19 protein-coding genes are annotated in these 16597 nt (G+C 73.6%); 11 read left to right on the top strand and 8 right to left on the bottom strand.

The features are described 5' to 3' along the window. Genes O7618_RS08785 through O7618_RS08770 form a run of 4 tightly spaced genes read right to left on the bottom strand, consistent with a single transcriptional unit; the run spans nt 1 to nt 3591 of the window. Nucleotides 1–654 carry a hypothetical protein gene (locus O7618_RS08785; RefSeq protein WP_278105502.1) on the bottom strand — a complete coding sequence of 218 codons (654 nt, stop codon included), beginning with the start codon at nt 652–654 and terminating at the stop codon, nt 1–3. Further along, nucleotides 651–1661, bottom strand: a complete 1011-nt coding sequence (locus tag O7618_RS08780; RefSeq protein ID WP_278105501.1) for a hypothetical protein — start codon at nt 1659–1661, stop codon at nt 651–653. The genes O7618_RS08785 and O7618_RS08780 overlap by 4 nt, the downstream gene beginning before the upstream one ends. Nucleotides 1662–1717: 56 nt before the next feature. Further along, nucleotides 1718–2575 carry a class I SAM-dependent methyltransferase gene (locus tag O7618_RS08775; RefSeq protein WP_278105500.1) on the bottom strand — a complete coding sequence of 286 codons (858 nt, stop codon included), beginning with the start codon at nt 2573–2575 and terminating at the stop codon, nt 1718–1720. A 59-nt stretch (nt 2576–2634) separates the two neighbouring features. Next, nucleotides 2635–3591, bottom strand: a complete 957-nt coding sequence (locus tag O7618_RS08770; protein ID WP_278105499.1) for a hypothetical protein — start codon at nt 3589–3591, stop codon at nt 2635–2637. Between the two features lie 139 nt (nt 3592–3730). Between O7618_RS08770 and O7618_RS08765 the strand changes: the two genes are divergently transcribed. Further along, entirely contained in the window at nt 3731–4324 is a 594-nt protein-coding gene (locus O7618_RS08765) for an HD domain-containing protein (RefSeq protein WP_278105498.1), read from the top strand. A gap of 205 nt (nt 4325–4529) precedes the next feature. After that, nucleotides 4530–5810 (top strand): IS701 family transposase, encoded by a 1281-nt coding sequence (locus tag O7618_RS08760; RefSeq protein WP_278103967.1) that lies wholly within the window; start codon nt 4530–4532, stop codon nt 5808–5810. Nucleotides 5811–5852: 42 nt separating this feature from the next. On the opposite strand, the gene O7618_RS08755 is transcribed toward O7618_RS08760, so the two are convergent. Then, nucleotides 5853–6848: a DUF5937 family protein gene (locus O7618_RS08755; protein WP_278105497.1), complete on the bottom strand. Its 996-nt coding sequence runs from the start codon at nt 6846–6848 to the stop codon at nt 5853–5855. Between the two features lie 70 nt (nt 6849–6918). Here O7618_RS08755 and O7618_RS08750 point away from each other — a divergent pair, with 70 nt between their 5' ends. From O7618_RS08750 to O7618_RS08715, 8 genes are all read left to right on the top strand, one after another. Further along, nucleotides 6919–8148: an MFS transporter gene (locus O7618_RS08750; protein ID WP_278105496.1), complete on the top strand. Its 1230-nt coding sequence runs from the start codon at nt 6919–6921 to the stop codon at nt 8146–8148. Nucleotides 8149–8256: 108 nt separating this feature from the next. Next, nucleotides 8257–8811 (top strand): hypothetical protein, encoded by a 555-nt coding sequence (locus O7618_RS08745; protein WP_278105495.1) that lies wholly within the window; start codon nt 8257–8259, stop codon nt 8809–8811. A 95-nt stretch (nt 8812–8906) separates the two neighbouring features. Next, entirely contained in the window at nt 8907–9587 is a 681-nt protein-coding gene (locus O7618_RS08740) for a response regulator transcription factor (RefSeq protein ID WP_278105494.1), read from the top strand. Nucleotides 9588–9594: 7 nt separating this feature from the next. Beyond that, entirely contained in the window at nt 9595–10215 is a 621-nt protein-coding gene (locus O7618_RS08735; RefSeq protein ID WP_278105493.1) for a hypothetical protein, read from the top strand. Then, nucleotides 10166–10603, top strand: a complete 438-nt coding sequence (locus O7618_RS08730) for an ATP-binding protein (protein WP_278105492.1) — start codon at nt 10166–10168, stop codon at nt 10601–10603. The genes O7618_RS08735 and O7618_RS08730 overlap by 50 nt, the downstream gene beginning before the upstream one ends. 472 nt (nt 10604–11075) lie before the next feature. Beyond that, nucleotides 11076–11495: a Gmad2 immunoglobulin-like domain-containing protein gene (locus tag O7618_RS08725; protein WP_278105491.1), complete on the top strand. Its 420-nt coding sequence runs from the start codon at nt 11076–11078 to the stop codon at nt 11493–11495. A 49-nt stretch (nt 11496–11544) separates the two neighbouring features. Next, nucleotides 11545–12021, top strand: coding sequence for a DUF2975 domain-containing protein (locus O7618_RS08720; RefSeq protein ID WP_278105490.1), 477 nt, complete (start codon nt 11545–11547; stop codon nt 12019–12021). Beyond that, nucleotides 12021–12239, top strand: a complete 219-nt coding sequence (locus O7618_RS08715) for a helix-turn-helix transcriptional regulator (protein WP_278105489.1) — start codon at nt 12021–12023, stop codon at nt 12237–12239. The genes O7618_RS08720 and O7618_RS08715 overlap by 1 nt, the downstream gene beginning before the upstream one ends. Nucleotides 12240–12315: 76 nt before the next feature. Here the strand turns inward: O7618_RS08715 and O7618_RS08710 are convergent, their stop codons facing one another. Both O7618_RS08710 and O7618_RS08705 read right to left on the bottom strand, forming a co-directional pair. After that, the gene (locus tag O7618_RS08710) at nt 12316–13515 is read right to left on the bottom strand and encodes an RtcB family protein (protein WP_278105488.1); all 1200 of its coding nucleotides are present in this window, start codon (nt 13513–13515) and stop codon (nt 12316–12318) included. Nucleotides 13516–14081: 566 nt separating this feature from the next. Beyond that, nucleotides 14082–14474, bottom strand: coding sequence for a hypothetical protein (locus O7618_RS08705; RefSeq protein ID WP_278105487.1), 393 nt, complete (start codon nt 14472–14474; stop codon nt 14082–14084). Nucleotides 14475–14627: 153 nt separating this feature from the next. Between O7618_RS08705 and O7618_RS08700 the strand changes: the two genes are divergently transcribed. After that, nucleotides 14628–15407, top strand: coding sequence for an alpha/beta hydrolase family protein (locus O7618_RS08700; protein WP_278105486.1), 780 nt, complete (start codon nt 14628–14630; stop codon nt 15405–15407). A 56-nt stretch (nt 15408–15463) separates the two neighbouring features. On the opposite strand, the gene O7618_RS08695 is transcribed toward O7618_RS08700, so the two are convergent. Then, entirely contained in the window at nt 15464–16501 is a 1038-nt protein-coding gene (locus O7618_RS08695) for a zinc-dependent alcohol dehydrogenase family protein (RefSeq protein ID WP_278105485.1), read from the bottom strand. Nucleotides 16502–16597 lie beyond the last annotated feature (96 nt).

Here is a 16597-nt window from a genome sequence, read left to right as displayed (position 1 = left end):
TCAGCCCCGTGCCACCAGTCGCGCGATCTGCCGCGCCATCCGCGCCGTCTCCGCCGCGTCGCAGCGGTCCCGGCGTACGCGGTGGCTGCGCCCGTCCACCGCGCCGAGGCTCAGGTCGCACGCGCCGGGAGTGGTCCGGCCGAGCGCCACGGTGACGGCCGGCCCACCGGTGGTCACCTCCGAGGTGTGGAAACCGCCGGCACGCAGCGCGTACGAGTCGCCGGCGGAGTGCGTCTCCACGGTCGCCGTCACCGCGGTCACCAGCCGGTCGGTGGCGGCCACCTCGTCGACCTCGCCGAGGCTGTGCACCTGGTAGACCCGCCAGGACGGGTCGTCGGACGTGTCGGTGACGTCGATCAGCTCGTTGCGGACCGTGCCGTGCAGCACGTGGCTGAGCAGGTCCCAGCTGTGCGAGTGCATGGCCGAGGTGCTCGGGCGCACCGGCGGCGGCTCACCCGGCCAGGCGTGCACGCAGATGCCGTCCGCGCCGTCGCGCTCCACCGGCAGGCAGGTGAAGCCGAGCGGATGCCGGACCGCCCGCAGTGGCCGCCGGCCGTCGGCGATGTCGCCGAGCACGTCGAGGACCCAGTCGCGCAGCAGCTCCGGCCGGGCGCCCCGGTCGATCTCCCGTGCCAGGTCGGCGTAGCTCGTCATGTGTAGGGGTTCCTCGCCTGGAGGGCCTTGCGCACGATGTCGGCGACCTCCCGGTCGCCGAAGGAGCGGGGCAGCGCCAGCCCGAGCGCGCCGAACAGCCGGCGTACCTGCTCGACCGACGGCTCGTCGTCGAGCCGGACCTGACCGGCCGACTCGATCGGCACCCGCCGGCTCTGCCGGCGGCTGTAGTCCAGCTCGATGTTGAACCGGTTGTAGTAGACCTCGCCGCGGTCGATGCGCAGCGCCGGAGTCTGCGGGTTCTCCTGGGTGACGACCACGCAGGACGAGGAGAGGTCGTAGCGGAAGGTGGTCATCTGCGCGGTGAGCCGCAGGTCGACCGTGAGCAGTCCGGACCGCTGGAGGTGCCAGCAGGCGGCGAGCACCGTCGCGTAGGACTCCTTGCGGGTGCGGTCGACCGTCCACGGCTCGGTCCGCCCGGTCGGCTCGTCCGACTCCAGGCTGCGCCGGAAACGCGCGTACCGCTCGCAGACCTCCTCGTCGGTCGGGTCGATGATCTCGACGGCGACGGTGAGGGTGGCGTTGCGGCGGCGGGCCAGTCGCAGGCACTCGGGCAGGGTCACCGCGCGCAGGTAGGTGCCGGTGCCGCCCTTGAAGTCCCACCTGTCGGTGTGCTGACGCGCCTCGGCCAGCGCCTGACCGACCTCGCTGCCGTGCAGCACCCGCACCATGGAGGAGCTGTGGATCGCCTCCCGGGCCCGGCTCAGCGCGCCCTCCGGGCCGGTCAGCTCGCGCATCGGCGGCACCAGGTCGGTGAGCCGCTCCCGGGTGTCCACGATGACCTGGCGGACCTCCTGCTCGGCGGTGCGGCGGCGCAGCCGGTCGCGCAGCACCGCCTGCGCGAGCAGGCCGAGGACCAGCAGGATGGCGCTGTTGACCACGTCCTGGCTGACCGCGTTGGTCAGGCCCAGGACGGCGACCGTGACGGCCAGCACGAGACCGATGAACGCGTCGAGATTGGTGACGACCCAACCGAGCAGGCGCGCCATGACATCCCCCGGTCGAACGACGGAGCCTCCATGATAGCCCTTTGTCAATGTCGCGATCACGCCCTGTTCCGGGCCGGTGGCGGCGCGGCGCGCCGCCGGGCGGCGCAGATCAGCGAGCCGCCCAGCCCCGGCGCCGCCCGGGCCAGCCACCGCGAGGTGACCCACCGGCCACCGGGCAGTCGCCAGACGACCTCGTTCGAGCGGATCGCCAGCGGGGTGAACCCCGCCCGGCGCAGGGTGCGCCGCAGCAGTGACGCGGTGAACGGACGGATGTGCAGCCACAGGTAGGGGTGCAGCGGGTCGACCTGGCGCGGCGCCCGCCCGGCGAGGAACGCCAGGCGGTCCTGCACCGGCGCGAGGTTGGGCGTGGTGAGCACCAGCAGGCCGTCCGGGGCCAGCACCCGGTGGCACTCCCGCAGCAGCGCCAGCGGGTCGTAGACGTGCTCGATCAGCTCACCGGCGAGCAGGCCGGCGAAGCTGCCCGCCCGGAACGGCAGCCCCCGGGTGGCGTCCAGGCAGACCGGCGTCGCCCGACCGCCGGCGGCCCGCCGAGCGGTGCCCAGCGCGGCCTCGGCCATGTCGGCCAGCACCAGCGGCCCGGGCAACGCGACCGGGTCGAGCATGCCGCGTGACCCACACCCCAGTTCGAGAACCGGGCCGCCGCCGGTCACCCCCTCGGCCACCAGCCGGGCCGCGACGGCACGGCGCACCCGATGGTACGGGTCGTCGACGTACCCGTCGACCTGCGCGCCGTCGTGGTAGCGGTGATGGTTGGCGTGCCGGCCGTGCGCCTGCGCGCGGTGGGCCGAGGTCCCGGTCGGCGGCTCGACCATCGCACCTCCCCGGCGGTCGCCGGCCCCCTCGGCGGCGTCCTCCCCCAGCCTCGCACCGCGCGCGCCCAACCGCGTGGACATCCACACCGGATACGCCGACGCGGCGGCCGCCGGCCGGCCGCCGCGTCGGTGCGGACGGATCAGATCGCCCGCGCCCAGTCCAGTCGGGAGGAGTCGTCGTACTCGTCACCGGCGATCCACCACTCGGCGTCGAGACCCCTGGTGGCGACGATGATGTTGCCGCCGTCCGGCTCCGGGTTGGTGGGCGGCACGGACAGCGCGGCGCAGTAGCGCCCGTCCGGGGAGAACACCGGCGACAGATAGAACCGAGGCTCGGCGGTGAGCTTCTTCAGCCCGGCGCCGCCGATCCGCACCGACGCCAGAGACTGGTTCCGGCTCTGCAGGTCGGGATACCAGCGGGTGGTGCAGAACACCACCCGCTCGGAGTCGGGCGTGAACACCGGCCCGCTGAAGCGCTCCCCCGCCAGCGGGGCGTAGAGCCGCCGCACCGTGCCGGTCGCCAGTTCCAGCACGCGCAGCTGCGGCCCCTCCGAGCGGCTGCGCCAGTGCATGACGATCATCGAGCCGTCCCGGGACCAGTCCGGCGAACCCATGGCGTGGCCCTGGGCCAGCACCCGGGTCCCGCCGGTCGCCACGTCGACCGCGATCAGCGTGTCGCTGTCCCTCCCCGTCACCAGGGCGATCTCGCGGCCGTCCGGCGACCAGGTCGGCGCGCCGTACAGCACGCCGGGCGGGTCGGCGAGCAGCGTGCGCTTCGTGCCGGTGACGCGGTCGTGCACCGCCACGTAGGGCAGCAGCGTGCCGTCACCCGACCACGCGTTGTTCACCCAGGCCACGTACCGGCCGTCCGGCGAGGTCTTGGCGTGGTCCCCGTCCGGCAGCAGCGACCGTGGCGTGGTGTGGCCCGGGTCGATCTGGAGCACACCCCAGCCCACGCTCACCAGCCACGGCCCGTTGACGACCTGGTCGGCCGAGGCCGGCGCGGCGGCGACGAGGCCACCGGACAGGCCGGTCGCGGCGGCGGCGCCGGTGAGCGCGGCGGCGCGCAGCAGGGTACGGCGGTTCAATGCGGTCATCTGGTCTCCCCGTGATGGACGTCCGCCCCACCCTCCTGATCGGACGCTCGCCGGGGGATCGGGTGAGCGGACCGTTCACCGTCAGCCACTCGGCCAGGACGCGGGGTGACCGGCCGGGACAGCCGGTACCCTCGCCCCGGTGACCTCCGACGCGCTGCGCCGTGCCCTGACCGACCCGGGCGACCCGCCGCTTCTCCCGCTGCCGGGCGTGGCGGTCGAGTTGCTGGACGCCCTCGCCGCGCCACCCCGGCTCGGCGCGCACCTGCGGCTGGTGCACGACGTGGCCTGGCACCTCACCGCCGCGTTCACCGACCGCTTCGCCGCGGTGCCGTTCGACCGGCAGGCGGTGCTGTTCGGTGCGGCCGTGCACGACATCGGCAAGGTCGAGCACCCGGGCGAGCTGACCGGCCCCGGTTCGGCGCACGAGGAGGCCGGCTTCCAGCTGCTGCTGCGCTTCGGCGTGCCCGAGGAGCGGGCCCGCTTCGCCGCCACCCACGCCGACTGGCGCTCCCCCGGCGTGCAACTGGAGGACCTGCTGGTCAGCCTCGCCGACAAGGTCTGGAAGGGCCGCCGGGTCACCGACCTGGAGCAGCTCGTGGTGGACCGGCTCGCCGGCATCACCGGGCAGGAGGCGTGGCAGACGTTCCTGGACCTCGACGACGTGCTCGCCGAGCTGGCCGCCGGCGCGGACCACCGGCTGGCCTTCCAGGCCGAGCATCCGGTGTACGGCTGAGCCGAGTAAGGAGGGGCCCCCTTTTAACGGATTCGGTAGAGGAGGGGCCCCTTTCTAATACGGCAGCCGCCGTTTGAGATGTTGCTGGTGGGGGTCGGTAGACGAGGTGCGGCCACCGCGTGATCGTCTGTCTGCTGTGGACATAACTTCAGATCTGGCGGTGGCCGCGTGCCACAGCGTAGACCCTGCCCGGTGGCGGCAGGTCCTGGCCGGGGTGTGCGATGCGTTCGCGGGACGGTTCGGGCGGGTGGAGCCGCGGCGGGCGGCGGCGGCGTTCGTGACAGGGCTGCTCACGAATATCGAAATCAAGACGTGTTGGCAGTTGGCGGAGCAGGCCGGGCATGGCCGGCCGGACGCGATGCAGAGGTTGCTGTATCGGGCGAAGTGGGACGCCGACGCGGTGCGTGACGACGTGCGACAGGTCGTCGTCGACCGGCTTGGCGACCCCGACGGGGTCCTCGTCGTTGACGAGACCGGCGATCTGAAAAAAGGTGTGCACACCGTCGGTGTCCAGCGCCAATACACCGGCACCGCCGGGCGGATCGAGAACGCGCAGGTTGGCGTGTTCCTGGCCTACGCGAGCAGACACGGCCACACCCTGATCGACCGCCGGGTCTACCTACCGAAGTCCTGGACCGACGATCGACAGCGGTGTGAGCAGGCCGGCGTCCCGGACGACGTCGCGTTCGCCACCCGATCCGAGCTGGCCGACGACATGATCACCGCCGCTGTTCAAGCCCTGGTCCCGGCCCGATGGGTCGCCGCGGACGAGGCCTACGGCAACAACACTCGGCTGCGGGGTGAACTGCGCAAACTGCGCCTCGGCTACGTCTTGGCGGTCTCCTGCGATCATCTCGTGCCGATCGACGGCGGGAAGACCCGTTGTCGCGCCGACCGGCTGGCCGCCGACCTGCCTGCCACCGCGTGGACCCGGCGCAGTGCCGGCGACGGGTCGAAAGGGCCACGGTTCTACGACTGGGCATGGCTGACCGACGTCGGCGCCGACGGCGACTCGGACGACGACGGCCGGCACAGTCTGCTGATCCGCCGCAACAACACCACCGGTGAGCTGGCCTTCTACCGTTGCTGGACACCCGGCCCGGCCACCCTCGCCCAGCTCGTGCGGGTAGCGGGAGTTCGTTGGGTCGTGGAGGAATCGTTCCAGGCCGGAAAGGGTCAGGTCGGTCTTGACCAGCACCAAGTCCGCCGCTGGACGTCCTGGCACCGGTTCACCACCCTGGCCCTGGCAGCCCTCGCGGTCCTCGCGATCTGCGCCGCCGACGCCCGAACAGCAGACCGTCACGGTCAACCCGACATGATCGAGCTGACCGTCAACGAGATCCGCCGCCTGATCAACATCCTGCTCATCCGGCCGACCCGCAGCATCGCCTACCGTTTGCGCTGGTCAACATGGCGACGCCGACACCAAGCACGAGCCAAACGAGCCCACTACGCCCGCCGCCTCAACCTCGAATTCCCACCATGATCACGAATGGCGGCTGCCGTACTAACCACCAGACGGTACGGATCACGATCCACGTGAGCCTGGTGAGCCGGTGGCGTGGATCAGCGCCTCCGATGGGCCGGTCCGCGCGTACAGGAGGTAGCGCCCTGCCCGGTGGGTGCCGACCAGACCGGCGTCGCGCAGCGCGGTGAGATGGTGGGAGATCGTGCCGGCGCTCAACCCGCAGCGCCCGGCCAGTTCCGTGGTGGAGGCCGGCACCGCCAGCTCGTGCAGCAGGGTGGCGCGGGTCCGACCCAGCACGCGGGTGAGCGCCACGCTGGCCGGAGTGGCACTGCGCTCCCAGAGCGTGCCGACGGCCGAGGCCGGGTAACGCAGCAGCGGCTGAGTCGGCCGCTCGGTCAGGTTGGACCAGACCCGCGCCCCGGCGAAGACGGACGGGACCAGCACCAGGCCGCGACCACCCAGGTCGACCGCGCCGGCGCGGGTCAGGTGATCGACGCGCAGCATGCCGTCGTCCCAGGACACGTGCCTGTCGATCCCGTCGAGCAGGCCGCGCAGCCCGTCGGTCGCCATCCGCCCGGCCGCCACCATGATCTCCCGCTCCAGCAGGGACCGCATGCGCGGCCAGTACGGCGCGATCGCCACCGCCGCGTAGTCGCCGATCACCGACGCCAGGCGGGCCAGCCCGGCCGTCGGGTCGGCGTGAAAGGCGGCCAGCCGGGGCGAGCGGGCTCCCGGCAGTTCGGCCAAGCCGGCGCGGACCACGGCCGGCGGGGTGGCCACGAGCGCGGCCAGTTCCGTCTCCAGCGCCGGCAGCGCGGCCGGCGGCGCCGGACAGACGAAGCCCGGGATCACCACGGTCGGCTCCGGCACCAGGTCGGCGAGCAGGCGCCAGTCCACCTCGGCCAGTCGCGGCGCGACCTGGTCGCGCCAGAGGTGGTGGGCCGGGAAGAACTCGGGCATCCGCAGCGCCCGTACGCTCGCGACCACCTCCCAGAGCGGCGAGATCGCGAAGCGCACCCCGGCGAGATCCCGCACTCCCAACGCGACCCGCAGCACCGCCGCCTCCCGGATTCGACCAGGCTCAAACTAGTCGACCGCCGCCGGTGACACGGGACAGGCTCCCGGCATGACCACCGCCTCACCCGCCCGCTGGCCCCGCGCGTTCCGCCACGTCTACACGGCCAACCTCGTCGACAGCGTCGGGTTCCAGGTGGGGCAGCTCGCCGTACCGGTGCTGGCCGTGTCGGTGCTGGCGGCCACGCCCGGTCAGGTCGGCCTGCTCGCGGTGCTGAGCACCGCCGCGTTCCTGCTGATCGGCCTGCCCGCCGGGGTGTGGGTGGACCGGACCCCCCGACGCACCGTGCTGGTGACCGCCGGCCTGGCCTGCGCCGCGCTCCACGCCTCGGTCCCGCTCGCCTGGTGGGCGGGCGGGCTGACGCTCGGCCAGCTCTACGCGGTGGTGCTGCTCGTCGGCGTCGCCACCGTCTTCGGCGACGTGGCGTCGCAGAGCGTCCTGCCGGAGCTGATCGGCCGGGAGCGCCTGGTGGCGGCGAACTCGCTGCTGATGACCACCAACGCCACCGTCCAGATCGGCGGCCGAGGGCTCGGCGGCCTGTTCGTGCAGGCGCTCGGCGCGCCCCTCGCGCTGGCCCTGAACGCGGTCACCCACCTGCTCGCCGCGTTGGTCCTGACCCGGGTCCGTCGCGCGGCGGTCGGCACGGGCACGCGGCCAGCCGGCGGCTTCGGTCGGGAGTTGAGCGAGGGGGTGCGGCACGTGCTGGGCCGGGGGGTGCTGCGTCCACTGGCCGTCTCCCTGGCCGGTATCAACCTCACGGTGAACCTGATGACCACCATGCTGCCCGTGGTCTTTCTGCGAGAACTCGGGCTCGGCGCCGGCGCGCTCGGCCTCTTCCTGGCCGTCGGCGGGGTAGGTGCGCTGCTCGGCGCGACGACCGCCCGCCCGCTGGCGGCCCGGATCGGCGCCGGACGCACGCTGTGGCTGCCCGGGCTGCTGGTCGCCCCGGCCGGCGCGCTGGTGGCGATGATCGACCGGGGACCGTGGCTCTGGTCGGCCGGTCTCGGCTGGCTGGCCCTGGCCTGGCGGACCGGCATCGGTAACGTGATCGGGGTGAGCCTGCGGCAGCGGGTGACCCCGGACCGGCTGCTCGGCCGGATGAACGCCACGTTCCGGTTCCTGCTGACCGGTGCCATCGCGGTCGGCGCCGGGCTCGCCGGCCTGCTGGGCCAGTACGCCGGACCACGCGCCTCGCTCTGGGCCGGGGCGATCGGCGCCGCGCTGACCTGGCTGCCGCTCTACCGCGCCCGGAAGCGGGTCACCGGCGAGGACGACCGGTGAGGCCGGCTGTTACCCGGCGGTTACGCCGCTGCGAAGGCGCTGTTGCCGGGCCCGTCGACCGTCGGGGCAGGGACACCGGAAGGGGGTCCCGGCACACGGGAGGTCACCATGAGACTGAGGAGAACACTGCTGGCGCTCGTCGTCCTGCTCGGCGGCCTGGTCGTCGGCGTGAGCGGCGCGAGCGCGGCAGCGCCGTACTGCGGGATCACCTGGGGCAGCACGGCCAAGTCGGCCGGCACCCTGAGCGCCGCCCCGCTGGTCGGCGTCGCCACCGAACGGCAGGACTGCTGGGACCGGGTCGTCTTCGAGTTCGCCGGGCCGGTGAACGGCTACTCCGTCGCCTACGGCGAGACGTACACCGAGGGGCAGGGCCTCGCGTTGAGCCCCTACACCGCCGGCGGGGCGCTGCTGTCGGTGTCGCTGCGGGCGCCCGCGTACGACGCCGGACACGTCGCGACCGTGCCGTACCGCGTCGGTGAGCACGCCGGGACCGCGCTGGGTTCCCGCACGTCGCGCGACGTCGTCTTCGGGGGCAGCTTCGAGGGCTACACCACCGTCGCGGTGGGGGTCCGCGCCCAACTGCCGTTCCGCGTCGTCGTGCTCAGCGGTCCCGGCACGCACAGCCGGATCGTGATCGACGTCGCCCACCAGTGGCAGGCGTGAACCACGTGGCGAGGTGCCGAGGGGCCGGTCGGTCCCTCGGCACCGTCCGATCCGCCCACGCCGTCCGAGGTTGCGCAGGACTACCCTCGGTGATCGTGGAGGGCCGCGTGCTGGTCGTCGAGGACGACGCCTCCATCCGGGAGGTGTCGGCTCTCGGCCTGCGCCGCGCCGGGTTCCGGGTGACCACCGCCGCCGTCGGCCCGGCCGCCCTCGCCGTCTGGCGCGCGGGCCCGACCGACCTCATCGTGCTCGACGTGATGCTTCCCCGGCTGGACGGATTCGAGGTGTGCCGGGAGATCCGGCGCACCAGTCGGGTGCCGATCCTCATGCTCACCGCACGCACCGACACCATCGACGTGGTGGTCGGCCTGGAGTGCGGCGCCGACGACTACCTCCGCAAGCCGTTCGACCTTCCGGAGTTGGTCGCCCGGGTCCGCGCCGTGCTCCGCCGGACCGTCGCGCCGCCGCCCGAGGCCACCGTGACCGCCGGTCCGCTGGAGATCGACCCGGCGCGCTTCGAGGCCCGCCTCCGGGGGCGCGAACTCACCCTCACGGCCACCGAGTTCCGGCTGCTCCTGGAGTTGGCCCGGCGTCCCGGCCAGGTGTTCACCCGCGAGCTGCTGCTCCACCGGGTCTGGGGGTACGACCACCTCGGCGACTCCCGGCTGGTCGACGTGGCGGTGCAGCGCCTGCGCGCCAAGGTGGAGGACGACCCCCGCGCGCCGGCCCTGATCCGCACCGTTCGCGGCGCCGGCTACAAGCTGGCGACGGGGTGAGCGCGCCGTGGCGGCCGGCACTGTCGCACCCGGCCGGTTGCGGCGCCGGTTGGTCGTCGCGCTCGTGCTGGTCGCCGGCCTGTCCGCCGGGATGTCGGCAGCCGGCTCCTATCTCATGCTGCGGCAGGCCCGGTTCGACGGCTCGCTGCAACGCGCCGCCGCCGACGCCCGCTACCAACTGGTGGTCGCCGCCCAGTTCCTGCCGTTGACCGAGGCCCGCCGCGCCGACCTGCTGGCCAGCTTCGAGGAGGCCGGTCGGCACGTGCTGCTCGTCGCCGGCGGGACCCGGGCCTCCAACCCCCGGTACGCGCCCACGCCGGGGGCGGGCCTGCGGGCCACCGTCGCCGCCGGGCAGCTCGACTTCCAGCGCACCCCCGGTCGGCCCCACCTGCTGGTCGTCGGGGGCCGGATCCCCGGTTCCACCGCCGAGCTGCTGCTGGCCGACGAGATCGACGCCCTCCCGGCCGGCGCGGTGCGGGCGGCCGAGCTGCTCGTGGCCGACGTGGTCCGGCTGCGTCGGCTGGTCGAGGACCTGCTGGAGATCTCCCGTCTGGACGCGGGGGCGGGAGGCGCTCGCGGTGCGCCCGGTGGACGTCGCGGCGCTGCTGCGGCGGATCACCGCCGCTGACCCGGGCGCCCGGGTCGCGGTGGCCGTGGACGCGTCGCCGGTGGTGACCGATCCGCGCCGGCTGGAGCGGATCCTGACGAACCTGGTGGACAACGGAATCACCCACGGCGGGGGCCGGCTCGGCGTCGAGGTTCGCCGCGCCGGCGCCGAGCTGGTGGTCGAGGTGGCCGACCACGGCCCCGGCATCCCCGCCGAGCACCTGGCCCACATCTTCGAGCGCTTCTACAAGGTCGACCCGGCCCGCACCGGACCCGGCAGCGGGCTGGGGCTGGCCATCGCCCGGGAGAACGCCCGGCTGCTCGGCGGCCGGCTCGACGTGACCAGCGAGGTGGGTCACGGCACCCGGTTCCGTCTCGCCCTGCCGCTCGATGCCACCCGGGACACCTGATGCGACGCCTGATCCCACCCCTCGTCGCGCTGCTGCTGGTCGCCGCCGGTTGTGCCCCGCCGCGCACCGGCGCCCTCGGGCCGGTGCCGGCCGCCCCGTCGGCCACCACCGCCCCGTCGGCCACCACCGCCGCGCCGGGTCCGCCCGCGACGCGCGCCGCCGACGCCGGCCCGCCGGCCGGTCCGGGTACGCCGACCCTCCGTTCGTCCGGCGGGCCGGACCGAACGCTGGACGTCCAGCTCTGGTTCGTCCGGGCCGGCCGGCTCGCGCCCACCCGGCACGCGCTTCCCGCCACCGTCGCCACGTCCCGCCTGGCGCTCGCCGAACTGGCCGCCGGCCCGTCCCCGGCGGAACGCGTCGACGGCCTGACCACCCTGGTGCCGGCCGGCGCGGAGGTGACCCGCATCGTCGGCGGCGTCGCGACAGTGGTTCCGCCACCGGGGTTCGACGCCGGCGGAGCCGCGCCGTCCGGATGCGACGGGCCCAGGTGGTCTGGACGCTCACCCAGTTCCCCACCGTCCGGCGGGTCGCCTTCGCCCCGGCCGGCGCGACGACCGGCCGGGACGACTACGCCGATCTGCTGCCCCCGATCGTGGTGACCGCCCCGGCGAGCGGCGACCGGGTTGCCAGCCCGGTCACCGTCACCGGGACCGCCGACGTCCTCGAGGCCACGGTGAGCGTGCGGGTGCTGGACGCGGCAGGCCGGGAGGTCGGCACCGGGTTCACCACGGCCTCGTGCGGCTCCGGCTGCCGGGGGGCGTACCGGGTGGCGGTCCGCTACCGGCGTGCGGCGGCCGGAGCCGGCGTGGTGGAGGTGTTCCAGGTGTCGGCGCGGGACGGTTCCCGGGTCGATCTGGTGCGCGTCCCGGTCACGCTGGCGTCAACCGGATGACAGTGGATCGATTGACTTTCGATAGTTTGCGAGCGGTAGTCGATACAGGTTGACTACCGAGCGCGCGGTCATCGCACTCCGTGCCTTCCTCGTCCTTCTGTTCGGGATCCTGGTGCTGTTCCAGACGATGTCGCCGCCCGGGCAGTTCGCGCACATGGCCCGGGAGAACCCGGACGACGCATCTCTCCGGTGGCCGGCTACCGCGGTCCCGGTGTTCTGGGCACTCTGCGTGCAGGTGGTGATCGTTTGCACCTGGCACCTCCTCACTCTGGTCACACACGATCGGATCTTCACCGAGGCGTCCCTGGCCTGGGTCGACGGCATCGTCTGGGCGATCGCCGCCGGCTGGGTGAGCCTGGTCGGTGTCTTCCTCCGGGTCGGCTTCCACGCCGACGACCCGGGCCTGCCGCCGCTGCTCGTCCTGCTCAGCACCGGGGTCAGCGTGCTGGGGCTGCTGATGGTCGTGATGCGCGCGCTGCTACGGCAGGCCACCACGCTGCGCACCGACATGGAAGCGGTGATCTGATGCCCACCGTCGTGCGCATCGACGTCGAACTGGCCCGGCGCAAGATGAGCGTCGGCGAGTTCGCCGAACGCGTCGGGCTCACCCCGGCCAACGTCGCCGTGCTGAGGAACGGCCGCGCCAGGGCCGTCCGGTTCAGCACCCTGGAGGCGATGTGCCGGGTCCTCGACTGCCAACCCGGCGACCTGCTGGAGTGGGTCGACGACGGGGAGGAACGATGAGAACGCCGCTGCCCGTCGTCGCGCGCCACGCCCGTCGTTCCCGGTAGGGCCGGCGCCCCTCGACGCCGGCCCTACCTCAACCCTTCACGCAGACCACCTGCTTGAGGTGGGCGACCACCTCGACCAGGTCCTCCTGCTCGGCCATCACCTCGGTGATGTCCTTGTAGGCGCCGGGGATCTCGTCGACCACCCCGGCGTCCTTGCGGCACTCCACGCCCGTCGTCTGCGCGGCCAGGTCGTCCGTGCTGAACGTCCGCTTCGCCTGCCCCCGCGACATCCGCCGCCCGGCGCCGTGCGACGCCGAGCAGTAGGCATCGACGTTGCCCCGGCCCCGCACGATGTACGAGCCGGTGCCCATCGAGCCCGGGATGATGCCCAGGTCGCCCGCGCCGGCCCGGATCGCGCCCTTGCGGGTGACCAGCACGTCCACCCCGTCGTAGCGCTCCTCGGCCACGTAGTTGTGGTGGCAGGAGATCGGCTCGTCAAAGCCGACCTGCGGGAACGCGTCCCGCACCACCTGGCCGAGCAGGGCCAGCATGACCGCCCGGTTGCGCCGCGCGTACTCCTGCGCCCACCACAGGTCCCGCCGGTAGGCGTCCATCTCCGGCGTGCCGGCGAGGAACACCGCGAGATCACGGTCCGGCAGACCGGAGTTGTGCGGCAGGCCGCGCGCTACCGCCATGTGCCGCTCCGCCAACTCCTTGCCGATGTTGCGGGAACCGGAGTGCAGCATCAGCCAGACCCGCCCGTCGTCCGGGCCACCCCGTTCGAGGCAGACCTCGATGAAGTGGTTGCCGCCGCCGAGCGTGCCGAGCTGCCGCTGCGCCCGCGTCTGGAGCTGCGCCACCCTCCGGTCGAGCGTGCCGAACCGCCGCCAGAACTCGTCCCAGCCGGCCTGCTCCAGCCCACGCAGCCGGCGCGGGTCGACCGCGTCGTCGCGCATCGCGAAGCCGACCGGGATGGCCGCCTCGATCGCCGAACGCAGCGGACCGAGGTCGTCGGGCAGGTCGTCGGCGGTCAGCGAGGTCCGCACCGCGGACATGCCGCACCCGATGTCGACGCCGACCGCGGCCGGCGACACGGCCTGCCGCATGGCGATCACCGAGCCGACGGTCGCGCCCTTGCCGAATTGCACGTCCGGCATCACCGCGACGCCCTGCACCCAGGGCAGCGCGCCGATGTTGCGCAGCTGCCGGGCCGCCTGCGCCTCGATCGCGTACGGGTCGGTCCAGACCCGGACCGGCGCCCGGGTACCGGCCAGCGGGGTGAAACCCATCGTCGTCTCCTCGTTCGTGGGATGTGGGCCGTACGGGACTCGAACCCGCGGTCCAGTTGCTCCATCGGCCCGGACGGGCGGACGAAAAGAAACCGCCCGGCTCCGGTCGGGAGGGCGGGCGGTTCGCGCGAGATCGTCGCGCCGGCGCTAGACGCGCCACCACCCTGGTTGCCACTGCCGATACCGGCGGGCCGCGCCCGTTTCGGGCAGCAGCGCGCCGGCGGGCGGCACGGGCCGCTCGGCTCGGCTGCGATTCTGCTGCGACACGGGATGCTCCCTCAGTGGATCAGTTCGACGTTGCCCGCTCACGGTACGGCCGCCGCGGCGGTGGCGGCAACGCGATATTCACGACCGCCGTACCGGCGGCTCCGCGACTCCTCCGTCGATGGTGGACACCGCCGCAGCGGGCGTCGACGCGCCCCGTCCACCGTCGACGACCACGGGGCGACGAATCGCCGCGCCGGTACGCGAGTGCGGGATGACGGGGATCGGCGGCGCGGGCGGACGGGGCGTACCGTGACCGCCGCGACGACGGACGACGGCCCGACGGCGGCCGGCGGAACGGGTCAGCCGGCCTGGGTCACCGGGTGGCGCTTCATCTGCTCCATGAACGGGAAACGCGCGGTGAGCTCGGCGAGCGTGGCGCCGGCGCGCCAGGCGTCGGCCACCTGCGCGACCTGGAGCAGGTCGGTCGCGTCGCCGCGGGCCTCGACCTCGCCCTCGACCCGCAGGTCGATCATGAAGTAGCGGGCCTGGGAGCCGAGGCTGACGCAGACCACGCCCCGCTTCGAGGCCAGCTCGGCGCAGGTGAACCGGCTGCGGCCCTGCTCGGGAGCGGTCACCTGGCCGACGTCGAGCTGGTGGGCGGTCGCGGTCTGCGCGAGCGCGGGAGCGAGGCCGCCGGGCTCGACCAGGTCCGGGTAGAGGCGCACACCCAGTGCCGCCGAGACGTCGCTCATGCCTGACTCCCACTTCCTCGTGACAGAGACCAGCAGCGCGCAGGTTACGAACACGTTTCCGGCACGCATCCCCATCCTGTCCCTCCCGGGTGGCCCGCGGCAATAGGAACGGTCGATCAACCCCCCAACGGGTCGCGGGTACGCTGCCGGTTCATGGCTCGGATCCGCTGTGACTTCTTCTCCGAGGCGCTCGGCATGGGCACCTCGATGACCGTGCTGCTGCCCGACCGGGGCGCGGCCGGGATCGGCCTGGCCGACGCCGCCGGCGACGGCGACGGCGACGGCGACCCGCCGGTGCTCTACCTGCTGCACGGACTCACCGACGACGACACGGCGTGGACCCGGCGGTCGTCGATCGAACGCTACGTCGCGCCGCTGGGGCTGGCCGTGGTGATGCCGCAGGTGCAGCGGAGCTTCTACCGGGACGAGGAGCACGGCAACCGCTACTGGACGTTCCTCAGCGAGAAGCTGCCCGAGGTCTGCCGATCATTCTTCCGCCTCTCCACCCGGCGGGAGGACACGTTCGTCGCCGGCCTGTCGATGGGTGGCTACGGCGCGCTGAAGTGGGCACTGCGCCACCCCGACCGGTTCGCCGCGGCCGCGAGCCTCTCCGGGGCGCTCGACGTGGTGCGGCGGCGCCACCACCCCGCCAGCCCGGTCGACCCGGCGGTGTGGCACACGGTATGGGGCGAGCGCCCGCCGCCGGACGAGGACGACACCGTGGCGCTGCTGGAACGGGCCGGCGACGACCTGCCGGCGCTCTACGTCGCCTGCGGCACCGAGGACTTCCTGTACGAGGACAACGTGCGCTTCGTCGACACCGCGCGCCGCCTGGGCCGGCCCCTCACCGTCGATTTCGGCCCCGGCGACCACGACTGGGCGTACTGGGACGCCCAGATCGCCGCCGTCCTCCCCTGGCTCCCGCTGCGGTGAAAGGCGGGGCCCCGGTTAACGCCTCCGGTAGAGGAAGGGGCCCCGCTCAACACCCCTCACCGGGTGAGCACGACCTTGAGCGCGCCGGTCTCGGCCGGGCGGGCGAACACGTCGTACGCCTCGACGATCTCCTCCAGCGGGTACCGGTGGGTCACCATGTGCGCGGTGTCGAGCTGGCCGGCGACCAGCATGTCGAGCAGTTTGGGCGTGGTGCGGGTGTCGACCAGGCCGGTGGTGATGGTGACGTCGCGGATCCAGAGCCGCTCCAGGTGCAGCGTGGCCGGCGCGCCGTGCACGCCGATGTTGGCGACCCGTCCGCCGGGCCGGACCAGCGTGGTGCACAGCTCGAAGCTCGCCGGCACGCCGACCGCCTCGATCGCCACGTCCGCGCCGAGCCCGCCGGTGACCGAGCGGACCGCGTCGAGCGGATCGTCGTCGGCGAGCACGGTCAGGTCGGCGCCGAACCGCTTGGCCGCGTCGAGCCGGCTCCGCGCCTTGTCGACGGCGATCACGTGGGTGGGCGAGAAGAGCCGGGCGGTCTGGATCGCGGCGAGGCCGATCGGGCCGGCGCCGACCACCACGGCGGTGTCGCCGGGTCGTACCCCGCCGTTGAGCACCCCGACCTCGTAGGAGGTGGGCAGGATGTCGGCCAGCAGCACGGCCGCCTCGTCGGAGACGCCCTCCGGCAGGCGGTACGTGGACAGGTCGGCGAACGGGATCCGGGCGTACTCGGCCTGCACGCCGTCGACGGTGTGCCCGAGGATCCACCCGCCGCCGCCGAGGCACTGCCCGTAGACGCCGTCGCGGCAGTAGCGGCAGACGCCGCACGCGGAGATGCAGGAGGCGAGGACCCGGTCGCCCGGGGTCAGGTTGGCGACGCCCTCGCCGATCGCCACGACCGTGCCGACCGCCTCGTGACCGAGCACCCGGCCCGGCTCGACCTCGGGCACGTCGCCGCCGAGGATGTGCAGGTCGGTGCCGCAGATGGTGACCGCGTCGATCCGGACGACCGCGTCCCGCGGGCCGGCGATCGTGGGGTCCGGGATCTCGGACCAGGACTTCACGCCCGGCCCGCCGTGCACGAGTGCCTTCATGGCTCCTCCTCACGCCGTTGTCACCCCCCACGCTTCTCCGCGGCGGCGGGCGGGCGGCAGGGCCGGAGGACCCGGCGGCCGGGACATCCGTCCCGC

The organism is Micromonospora sp. WMMD980, from assembly GCF_029626035.1.
GTDB lineage: Bacteria > Actinomycetota > Actinomycetes > Mycobacteriales > Micromonosporaceae > Micromonospora.
The sequence above is the reverse complement of the archived record's forward strand: the minus strand, read 5'-3'. Positions and strand labels throughout refer to the sequence as shown.

What these genes read in the sequence shown, in the direction of transcription:
- O7618_RS08785 (WP_278105502.1), bottom strand. Translation starts at nt 654, where the DNA reads ATGACGAGCTACGCCGACCTGGCACGGGAGATCGACCGGGGCGCCCGG.
- O7618_RS08780 (WP_278105501.1), bottom strand. Translation starts at nt 1,661, where the DNA reads ATGGCGCGCCTGCTCGGTTGGGTCGTCACCAATCTCGACGCGTTCATC.
- O7618_RS08775 (WP_278105500.1), bottom strand. Translation starts at nt 2,575, where the DNA reads ATGTCCACGCGGTTGGGCGCGCGCGGTGCGAGGCTGGGGGAGGACGCC.
- O7618_RS08770 (WP_278105499.1), bottom strand. Translation starts at nt 3,591, where the DNA reads ATGACCGCATTGAACCGCCGTACCCTGCTGCGCGCCGCCGCGCTCACC.
- O7618_RS08750 (WP_278105496.1), top strand. Translation starts at nt 6,919, where the DNA reads ATGACCACCGCCTCACCCGCCCGCTGGCCCCGCGCGTTCCGCCACGTC.
- O7618_RS08745 (WP_278105495.1), top strand. Translation starts at nt 8,257, where the DNA reads ATGAGACTGAGGAGAACACTGCTGGCGCTCGTCGTCCTGCTCGGCGGC.
- O7618_RS08725 (WP_278105491.1), top strand. Translation starts at nt 11,076, where the DNA reads ATGCGACGGGCCCAGGTGGTCTGGACGCTCACCCAGTTCCCCACCGTC.
- O7618_RS08715 (WP_278105489.1), top strand. Translation starts at nt 12,021, where the DNA reads ATGCCCACCGTCGTGCGCATCGACGTCGAACTGGCCCGGCGCAAGATG.
- O7618_RS08710 (WP_278105488.1), bottom strand. Translation starts at nt 13,515, where the DNA reads ATGGGTTTCACCCCGCTGGCCGGTACCCGGGCGCCGGTCCGGGTCTGG.
- O7618_RS08705 (WP_278105487.1), bottom strand. Translation starts at nt 14,474, where the DNA reads ATGAGCGACGTCTCGGCGGCACTGGGTGTGCGCCTCTACCCGGACCTG.
- O7618_RS08700 (WP_278105486.1), top strand. Translation starts at nt 14,628, where the DNA reads ATGGCTCGGATCCGCTGTGACTTCTTCTCCGAGGCGCTCGGCATGGGC.
- O7618_RS08695 (WP_278105485.1), bottom strand. Translation starts at nt 16,501, where the DNA reads ATGAAGGCACTCGTGCACGGCGGGCCGGGCGTGAAGTCCTGGTCCGAG.